Annotated in this window: 6 protein-coding genes; 4 read left to right on the top strand and 2 right to left on the bottom strand. The window is 65.6% G+C overall.

Annotated elements, in window-relative coordinates:
- On the bottom strand, window positions 1-2,091 hold a 2,091-nt coding region (uvrA, locus tag A2J02_RS15130), incomplete at its 3' end, for an excinuclease ABC subunit UvrA (RefSeq protein ID WP_068050984.1).
- A 260-nt stretch (window positions 2,092-2,351) separates the two neighbouring features.
- On the opposite strand from uvrA, the gene A2J02_RS15135 reads away from it, so the two are divergent.
- From A2J02_RS15135 to A2J02_RS15145, 3 genes are all read left to right on the top strand, one after another.
- On the top strand, window positions 2,352-3,041 hold the full coding sequence (locus A2J02_RS15135) for an MBL fold metallo-hydrolase (RefSeq protein ID WP_068050976.1): 690 nt from the start codon (window positions 2,352-2,354) through the stop codon (window positions 3,039-3,041).
- Window positions 3,042-3,178: 137 nt separating this feature from the next.
- On the top strand, window positions 3,179-4,369 hold the full coding sequence (locus A2J02_RS15140; RefSeq protein ID WP_068050978.1) for a DoxX family protein: 1,191 nt from the start codon (window positions 3,179-3,181) through the stop codon (window positions 4,367-4,369).
- Window positions 4,370-4,517: 148 nt separating this feature from the next.
- Window positions 4,518-6,839 (top strand): HelD family protein, encoded by a 2,322-nt coding sequence (locus A2J02_RS15145; RefSeq protein WP_068050981.1) that lies wholly within the window; start codon window positions 4,518-4,520, stop codon window positions 6,837-6,839.
- A gap of 70 nt (window positions 6,840-6,909) precedes the next feature.
- Here the strand turns inward: A2J02_RS15145 and A2J02_RS15150 are convergent, their stop codons facing one another.
- Window positions 6,910-7,362, bottom strand: coding sequence for a universal stress protein (locus A2J02_RS15150; protein ID WP_068050983.1), 453 nt, complete (start codon window positions 7,360-7,362; stop codon window positions 6,910-6,912).
- Window positions 7,363-7,546: 184 nt separating this feature from the next.
- Between A2J02_RS15150 and A2J02_RS15155 the strand changes: the two genes are divergently transcribed.
- The coding region (locus tag A2J02_RS15155; RefSeq protein WP_068050986.1) for an alpha/beta fold hydrolase at window positions 7,547-10,310 on the top strand (2,764 nt) is incomplete at its 3' end.

The raw sequence follows: 10,310 nt of genomic DNA on the forward strand, positions 1-10,310 counted from the left end.
CCGCACCAGCTTGTCGAGCTGATCGAGGCCGTTGATGCGCGTGTGCCGACCGGGAACCTGGCGGGCACCGTTGAGCTTGTTGGCCATCACCGTCGCGAGAATGTCGTTGACGAGTGTGGACTTGCCCGAACCCGACACCCCGGTGACCGAGGTCAGCACACCGAGCGGGAAGCTGACGTCGATTCCACGCAGATTGTGCTCGCGGGCACCGACCACGGTGACCTGACGCTTCTTGTCCACGACACGACGGGTGTCGGGCAGCGGAATCTCCATCCGTCCGGACAGATACGCACCGGTCAGCGATTCCTCGTTGGTCAGGAGGTCCTCGTACGAACCGCTGTGCACGACGCGTCCGCCGTGCTCACCCGCCAACGGACCGATGTCGACGATCCAGTCGGAAGTACGGATGGTGTCCTCGTCGTGCTCGACGACGATGAGGGTGTTTCCGAGGTCGCGCAATCGCGTCAACGTGTCGATGAGCCGACGGTTGTCGCGCTGATGCAGTCCGATCGACGGCTCGTCGAGGACGTACAGAACACCGACGAGTCCCGATCCGATCTGGGTTGCAAGGCGGATGCGCTGCGCCTCGCCGCCGGACAGCGAGCCGGCGGTCCTGGCCAGTGACAGGTATTCGAGACCGACGTCCAGCAGGAAGCCGAGGCGAGCCTGCACCTCCTTGAGGACCTGCCCGGCGATTGCTTCCTCGCGGCGACCGAGGGTGAGGCTGTTCAGGAAATTCGCGGTGTCGGCGATCGACAATTCGCACACCTCGGCGATCGACTTCGGGCCGAAGTCGCCCGCCGCGATCGTGACCGACAGGATCTCCGGCCGCAGCCGCGCCCCGTTGCAGGTGGGACACGGCACGTCGCGCATGTAGCCGTCGTAGCGTTCCTTCATCTGCTCGGACTCGGTCTGCTCCAACCGGCGGTGCAGGAACGGCATCACACCCTCGAACTCGGCGTAGTACGACCGCGTGCGGCCGTAGCGGTTCTTGTACTTCACGTGCACCTGGTGATCGCTGCCCTCGAGGACTGCGCGCTTGACCTTGGCGGGCAACTTGTTCCACGGCGCGTTCAGGTCGAATCCCATGGCGTCGGCGAGCCCGGAGAGCAGGCGGCCGAAGTACTCCGACGTCTGGCCCATCGACCACGGTGCGATGGCACCGTCGGCGAGGCTGAGATCGCCGTCGGGAACGACCAGCTCCGGATCGACCTCCTTGCGCACGCCGAGTCCGACGCAGTCCGGGCACGCACCGTACGGCGAGTTGAAGGAGAACGACCGCGGTTCGAGATCGTCGATGGACAACGGGTGCCCGTTGGGGCAGGCGAGCTTCTCGGAGAACCGGCGCTCACGGTCCGACGCATTCTCGTCACGGTCGACGAAGTCGAGCACCACGATGCCGTCGGCCAGCCGAAGGGCGGTTTCCACCGAGTCGGTCAGACGCTGCTTCGAGCTCGACTTGACGGTGAGGCGGTCGACGACGACCTCGATGTCGTGCTTCTCCTGCTTCTTGAGCACCGGCGGGCTCGTGAGCTGATGTACGACGCCGTCGACGCGAACACGCGAGTAGCCCTGCGTGTTCAACGAGTCGAACAGGTCGACGAACTCACCCTTGCGGGTACGAACCACCGGCGCGAGAACCTGGAACTTCAGGCCCTCCTCCATGTCCAGCACCTGATCGACGATCTGCTGCGGAGTCTGCTTGGCGATCTGCTCGCCGCACACCGGGCAGTGAGCCGTTCCTGCACGCGCGTACAACAGCCGGAGGTAGTCGTAGACCTCGGTGATGGTGCCCACGGTCGATCGCGGGTTGCGGTTGGTCGATTTCTGATCGATGGAGACCGCAGGCGAGAGGCCCTCGATGAAATCGACGTCCGGCTTGTCCATCTGGCCGAGGAACTGCCGCGCGTATGCGGACAGCGACTCCACGTAGCGACGCTGCCCTTCGGCGAAGATCGTGTCGAAGGCGAGTGAGGATTTGCCCGATCCGGACAGACCCGTGAACACGATCAGCGCATCCCGCGGCAGGTCGATGTCGACTCCCCGCAGATTGTGCTCCCGTGCACCTCGCACTATCAGGCGATCCGCCACTGTGTTCCCTTCTTTCCGAACGAGCACGTCCAGCCGAGTTGCTGCGGGGCGCAGCACTGCACGACCTTCGAGTCGCGTGATGACGTGTGATGCCGACGCACCGGTCACACGTCGTGTAACCGTGGACCCCACGTCGAAAACCTGTTGTGGTGAGGGACGAACCTCACGCAGTAGCAATGGTAGATCCAGGCACCGACACACTTTTCCAGCTGCGCGACCCCGACGCCCATCATGCCGTCGACGACGGTAGCGTCCTGGAAATGGACGAGCACCTCATGGTCATCGATGACAACTACACCGGCGTCGTCTCTCAGGGCTCGCAGCCGCAGCGGCGAACGATTCCCGGAGCGACGATCACGAAGATGTCGGTCGGCCCCATGGACAACAACACCTACCTTGTCGTCTGTTCCGCAACAGGCCACTCGGTGCTGATCGACGCTGCAAACGAGGCCGACCGCATCTCGTCGCTCATCGACAGGAACGCGCCGACGCTCTCACTCATCGTGACGACTCATCAGCACGCCGACCACTGGCAGGCGCTGGCAGACATTGCCGGCGGTACGGACTCTCCGACCGCAGCCCACGAACTCGATGCAGGTCCCCTGCCTGTGGCTCCCGACCGCCTGCTCGCCGATCGGGACACCGTGTCGGTGGGAGAGCTCACGTTCGATGTGGTGCACCTGATCGGACACACTCCCGGCTCCATCGCACTCGCACTGACCGATGCCGAGGGCGCGCGCACCCACCTCTTCACCGGAGATTCTCTCTTTCCCGGTGGCGTCGGCAAGACGGGCAGCCCCGAGGATTTCACCCGTCTGCTCGACGACGTGACAGCGAAACTGTTCGACCGCTTCGACGACGAGACCGTTGTCTACCCGGGGCACGGTAAGGACACGACGCCCGGTGCCGAGCGCCCTCACCTGGACGAATGGCGCGCCAGGGGTTGGTAACGATCGGCGTGCTTGAGACCGCGAACCACGGGGTATGAATAGTGTGACAAAAGGACGCACAGCGGTAGGTTTTCGGACCGCCGTGCCGTCCATGGTTCCACCGCCGATGACACGAGAAACTACGCAGGAGGCTGTCAATGCTGGTCCGCCGTATCGCCCGTCCGCTGATGTCTACGATTTTCATCGCAGGGGGCGTCGACGCACTCCGTAATCCCACCGGCAAGGCCCAGGCCGCCACCCCGTTGATCGAGCAAGGCAAGGACGTCCTCCCCAACGAGGTCACCGCGAACGTGCCGAACGACCCGGAGACGCTGGTCCGTATCAACGGTGGAATCCAGGTCGCGGGTGGCATTCTGCTGGCCACCGGCAAGGCACCGCGCATCGCCTCGCTGGCTCTGGCCGGAAGTCTCGTACCGACGACGCTCGCCGGACACGCCTTCTGGAACGAGACCGACCCGGAGACCAAGGCTGCGCAGCGAATCCACTTCTTCAAGAACCTGAGCCTGCTCGGCGGACTGCTCATCGCAGCCGTCGACACCGAGGGCAAGCCGTCCGTCGCATGGCGTAGCAAGCGGGCAGCACGCCGCGCGCAGGAGACCGTCGTCTCGGCACTGCCGGGTCACTCCACCCATGAGACCGGTGAGCGCGTCAAGGAAATCGCAGCCGTCGCCGCGAGCCGCAGCGCCGATCTGGCCGAGGCTGCACAGCCGAAGCTGGCCAAGTTCGCCGATGCCGCCCAGCCCAAGTTGGCCAAGCTCGCCGATATCGCTACCGAGAAGGGCTCGGAGCTGGCCGACGTAGCTCAGCCGGCACTGAACCGCTGGGCTCACGTGGCCGCCGACAAGGGTTCGGTGCTCGCCGAGGAAGCACAGAAGCGTGGATCCAAGCTCGCCGAACTGGCCGCCGACCGCGGTAGCGACTTGGCCGACGAGGCACAGAAGCGCGGCTCCAAGCTCGCCGACAAGGCAGCCCATCGCGGGACCGACCTGGCGGAGCTCGCACAGAAGCGTGGCTCCAAGCTCGTCGACGTCGCTGCCGATCGTCGCGGCGAATTGGCCGATGTCGCGCAGAAGCGCGCGTCCAAGCTCGCCGATCTGGCGGCCGAGAAGGGTTCCGTCCTCGCCGACGAGGCGCAGAAGCGCGGAGTCACGTGGGCCGATCTGGCGTCCGATCGCGTCGACACGCTGAGCAAGCGCGCTCGCAAGCGCGCCGAGAAGCAGAGCAAGGAGCTCGAGAAGGTGACCGAGCAGGCTCGCGCCAAGCTCGAGAAGCGAGTTGCCAAGGCTCAGAAGAACTTGGACAAGAAGCTGCAGCAGTACGCGAAGTAATTTTTCGCAGACACCACACAGCGACGTTCGCGTAGACGGCCCTGCCCCGGAACCAGCGGTTCTGCGGCAGGGCCGTTGTGCGGCGTAGACTGCTCTGGCTGATTTCGAGGCGATATCTTCGCCTCGGCCGAACTCCCGAGGAGACCCTTTGCCGGACGACGGCCACACATCGAGCGACTCCGTGGTGCCGCTCGAAGAAGACTTAGAGCAGGCGCATCTGACGCGGCTGTACACGCAGCTCGACGCGTTACGCGAGTATGCCGCGAACCGACTGCGCGCAGTGCTGTTGGAGACCGGCGGCACCCCGCAGGCCCGCAGCGAACGGGAATCGTTCAACCAGATGTACACAGAGGATATCGCCAAGTACGACGCCGCCGAGAACGGACTGTGCTTCGGGCGCATCGACCTCGATCCCGAGACCCTCGACCCCAAGGTCGACGACCGGCCCGAGCGATACATCGGCCGCGTCGGGATTCTCGACGACAAGAACGACTACGAGACACTGCTGCTCGACTGGCGAGCACCGATGGCCCGGCCGTTCTACCTGGCGACGCCCGCCGCACCCGAAAACGTGTTGCGTCGCAGACACATTCGTACCCGCGGCCGGCGAGTGACATCGATCGCCGACGAATTCCTCGACCTGAACTCCGCCCGATCGTCGAACGATGCCGCCGTGGCAGGCGGCGTCGCGAGCGAAGGCGCGCTGCTTTCGGCGCTCGATGCCGCACGTACCGGTCAGATGAACGACATCGTCGAGACGATCCAGAGCGAGCAGGACGCGATCATCCGATCGCAGCATCGCAGTGTGTTGGTGGTTCAGGGCGGACCGGGCACCGGCAAGACTGCCGTCGCGCTGCACCGCGCCGCCTATCTGCTCTACACCTACCGTCAGCAGCTCGGTAAGAGCGGCGTGCTGATCATCGGACCCAACGCCACGTTCCTCGATTACATCGGTCAGGTACTGCCGTCACTCGGCGAGACAGGCGTGCTGCTGTCCACGATCGGCGACCTCTACCCGGGAGTCCGCGCGCAACGCGAGGACTCGGCCGTGGCGACCGAGGTCAAGGGCAGGCTGTCGATGGTGGAGGTGCTGACCCAAGCGGTACGCGACCGTCAGGAAGTTCCCGCGCAGCCCCGTCGGCTGAAGTTCGACACCTACGACATCACGCTCGATCGCAAGATCGTCACCAGGGCTCGCGGCCGTGCCCGCTCGTCCCGGCGACCGCACAACCTGGCTCGTCCGCTGTTCGTGTCCTCGGTCATCGACCAGTTGGCCAACCAATTGGCAGCGAAACTCGGACAGAACCTCGTCGACGGGTCCAGCCTGCTCAGCGCCGACGACATCGCGGACATGCGCGACGAGATGCGCGAGGACCGGGACGTCATGGCCGCCGTCGACGAACTGTGGCCGGATCTGTCTCCCCAGCAGGTTCTCCGCGACCTGTTCGCCTCGCCCGAGAAAATCGCCTCGGCCGCGCCTGCACTGGACGAGATGGAGCGCGAAGCCCTCGTCCGCCGAGGCCACGGGTTCTCGTCGGCCGACGCTCCCCTGCTCGACGAACTCGCCGAGCTACTCGGCGTCGATGACGCGGCCGAACGTGAACAGGCACAACGTCAGTGGCGCGGCCAGATCGCCGACGCCCAGGGTGCCCTGGACATCCTGACCGGTTCGGCACCTCAGGACCTCGAGGACGAACTCGACCCGGAGATCCTGATGGCCTACGACCTCATCGACGCCGATCAGCTTGCGCGACGGCAGAATTCGGGTCAACGACTCACGACGGCCGAACGGGCCGCCGGTGACCGAACGTGGACCTACGGGCACGTGATCGTCGACGAAGCGCAGGAACTCTCTGCGATGGCGTGGCGAATGGTCATGCGGCGCATACCGAATCGGTGGATGACACTGGTGGGCGATACGGCGCAGACCGGTGATCCCGCCGGTACCTCGTCGTGGGGTTCGGTTCTGGAACCGTATGTGGCCAAGCGCTGGAAGCGAACCGAACTGACGGTGAACTATCGAACACCGTCGGAGATCATGACGGTGGCACACGACGTGTTGGCTGCCATCGACCCCGAGCAGTCCGAGCCGCGGTCCATCCGCAGAACCGGGGTACGACCGTGGGCCCAACGAGTGGCACCGGACGATCTGATCACCGCGGTCGAGAAGCGAGTGGCCGAGCACCCTCGCCCAGGCCTGAGTGCCGTGCTGGTTCCCGCAGGCCACGTCGACCGATTCCGCCATCTGGCATCGGAACTGGTCACCGTATCGACGGTCAAGGACGCCAAGGGACTGGAATTCGACTCGGTGCTGATCGTCGAACCCGGTGCCATCGTGGCGGATTCGGTCAAGGGTATGAACGACCTGTACGTGGCGCTCACCCGAGCGACTCAGCGACTCGGCGTCGTGCACGCGGACGCACTACCGGGTGAGCTCTCGGCGCTGCAGCCGTTCGAGCCGGAAGCCTAGAGAACCGCATACACCACCGGCCCGCTCCGTCGATTCGACAGAGCGGGCCGGTGGTGTGTGCAGCGTGCACTCAACGGACGGTGTGCACGATCAGAACGTCGCAGGTGGACTTGCGAGCGGCGTCCGACGGAACCGAACCCAACAGACGGCCCGTCAACGAGTTCAGGCCGCGGTTGCCGACGACGAGCAGGTCACCCTTGACCTCGTCCACGAGTGCCAGCAGCGACTCGACGGGAGCACCGACGATCGCCTTCTCCTCGATGTTCTTCGCACCGGCCTTGGTGGCGTGCTCGCGCGCCGTGCGCAGAATCTCACGCGTCGGTGCCGATCCGGTGATCTGGTAGGCGTCCTCGCGCAATGCGTCGGCGGCAGCGGACGTGTCCTTCGGATCGGCCGGGTAGTACGCACAAGCGATCACCAGGGTGGCAGCGGCGTCTCCCGCCAACGCCGCGGCCTTCTCCACTGCCCGCAGTGACGATTCGGAGCCATCGGTCCCGACGACGACGGTGCGGTAGGCGCTCATTCATTCCTCCATTTGTCGGTCACACACACAGATGTGACACTTCTGCTCGAACTCGATTGGTGCAAGTCACAGGACCGAAAAACGTGGTCCGGGGACTGATTCGCTGACATTAGCCGGAACCGGCCGATCGGCACGTGAACTTGGGGAACAACACGATCCGCGCCACTCACATACATTGGTTTCCATGCCGATTCCCCGCCCGCCACTGTCGAGACGGGCCATGACTGTCGGTGCCGCCGTGATTGCGGTTCTGGCTGTAGCCGCCCTCGCATTCGTACTCCTCCCCCAGGATTCGAGCGCCGACACATCCACGCGTGATGCGCGCATCACGCTACCGGACAGCCCCGGATCGACGGGCACCGTCGACATCGACGCTCGCCTGTACGTCCCCGCCGTCACCCCCGCACCGACGGTGCTGCTCGCCCACGGCTTCGGCGGCAGCAAGGACTCGGTCGACGGCGAGGCACGTGACCTCGCAGCCCGCGGGTACACCGTGCTCGCCTACAGTGCACGCGGGTTCGGCGACAGCACGGGTTCCATCTCGCTCAACGCCCCCGACCGCGAGGTCGCCGACGCACGCGGACTCATCGACTGGCTCGCCGAACAACCGGAGGTGGAACTCGACGCCCCCGGTGACCCGCACGTCGGTGTCGCCGGCGGATCGTACGGCGGCGCACTGGCTCTGAGCGCAGGCGGCACCGACCCACGGATCGATTCGATAGCCGCAGCGATCACCTGGAACGACCTGGGTCAGGCGCTGTTCCCCAACTACGGCGTCACCTCCGCCGAGAGCCGAGAAGCCCTCGGCGACACCGCCACCCCCGCAGCTGCCGAATACGGCGGACCCGGCGTCCTCAAGCGCGGCTGGGCCGGAGTGTTCTTCGGAGTGGGCGCCTCCGGTGCAGCACCGGCCGGCGACGGCAACGGCACCGGAACCGACGGCAACGAAGCCGGCACCGCCGAGCAGGCATCCGCCTGCGGACGGTTCGCACCCGAGTTCTGCGACGCCTACGCCCAGTCCGCAGTGACCGGAATACCCAGCCAACAGCTCCTCGATCTGCTCACGGCCCACTCGCCGGTCGCGGTGGCGTCGAACATCACCGCGCCGACCCTGCTGGTTCAGGGTAGCCAGGACACGCTGTTCGGTCTGGATCAGGCCGACGCGACGGCTCGTCAGATCGCGGCGGCCGGTGGGAACGTCACCGTGCGATGGTTCGACGGCGGTCACGACGCAGGTGGGACGGACGGCACGAGCGATCAGGCCATCGCCGACTTCTTCGACACGACCTTGCGTGAGAGCGATGCTGCTACAGATAGCCAGCCGTTCGTCTACTCCACTCAGCGGGCAGCCGACGAACGCGGCGGCGACCGCAACCGCCGAATGACAGCTCCTGACTACCCAGGGCTCATCCCCGACTCCGACCCCACCGAGACTCGATCGGTGACGTTCACTCCCGCTGCGGAGAACCAGTCGATCATCCGTCCGCCCGGAGCGTCGCCGTCGGCAGTCTCGTCGATACCCGGTTTGGGCTCGGTGCTCTCGACCCTGGGATCGACCGGGGCCGGAGCAGCCCTGACCGCGGACCTGCCGGGCCAGTCGGCAACGTTCACCAGCGAACCCGTCGATTCGTCCGTGACGGTCACCGGTGTGCCGCGGGTGAATCTGCGGGTGGCGTCGTTGGCCTCGCCGGGTCAAGCGGTCCTGTTCGCGAAGCTCTACGACGTCGCGCCGAACGGCACGAGAACGCTTCCGGGCGGGGCTGTCTCGGCGATCCGCCTGCCCGACACCGAGGGCATCGATCCCGTCGATGTCACCGTTGCCCTGCCGGGCATCAGCTACCTCGTCCAGCAGGGTCATCGCCTCGAACTGAGCATCTCCACCACCGATCAGGCGTACGCCGTGCCGCTCGAACCCGCACAGTTCAGCGTGGCCATGACCGACAACACCATCGCGTTGCCCACCGTCCCCGCGGAAGCGAGCGCCAACAGCACCGTTCCGGTGGCACCACTGATAGGCATCGGGATCGTCCTGCTCGCGGTCGCCGGTGCGATCGTGGCCGGGGTCGTGCGGACCAGACGCCGCGCGGTCGCCGAAGTGGACGAGAGTCTGATCGACATTCCTCTGGTGATCACCGATCTGGCCAAGACGTACTCCAACGGCTTTCGCGCAGTCGACGGCGTCAGTTTCGAGGTGAAGCAGGGCCAGGTTCTGGGTCTGCTCGGGCCGAACGGTGCAGGCAAGACCACCACCCTGCGCATGTTGATGGGCCTGATCACTCCCACCGGTGGTGACATCAGGGTCTTCGGCCACAAGGTGACGCCAGGAGCACCGGTGCTGTCCAGGTTGGGCTCCTTCGTCGAGGGGTCGGGCTTTCTGCCGCACCTGACCGGAACACAGAATCTGCGGCTGTACTGGGAAGCGACAGGTCGCCCGATGGAGGACGCCCATGTCGAGGAAGCCCTCGAGATCGCAGACCTCGGCACCGCGATCGAACGCAAGGTCAAGTCGTACAGCCAAGGCATGCGGCAGAGGCTCGCCATCGCCCAGGCCATGCTGGGGTTGCCGGATCTGATGGTCCTGGACGAGCCGACCAACGGACTCGACCCACCGCAGATCAGGACGATGCGCGACGTGCTGATCAACTACGCGAAGACCGGACGAACCGTGTTGGTGTCGAGCCATCTCCTCGCCGAAGTGGAGCAGACCTGCACCCACGTGGTCGTCATGAATCGCGGATCGGTGATCAGTTCCGGCACTGTGCGCGAACTGACCGCGGCAGGCGGACAAACGGAGATCAGGGTCGACGACGCCGCCCGCGCGCAGTCGGTGCTCGGTACCTCCGGCCACGAGGGCGCAGTGATCGTCGACGACGGCACGGTGACCGTCGACCTGACCGACGCCGATGCCGCCGTCGTGATCCGAGAGCTCGTCACCGCGGGGATCTCGG

This window comes from Rhodococcus sp. EPR-147, from assembly GCF_001647185.1.
Lineage (GTDB): Bacteria > Actinomycetota > Actinomycetes > Mycobacteriales > Mycobacteriaceae > Rhodococcoides.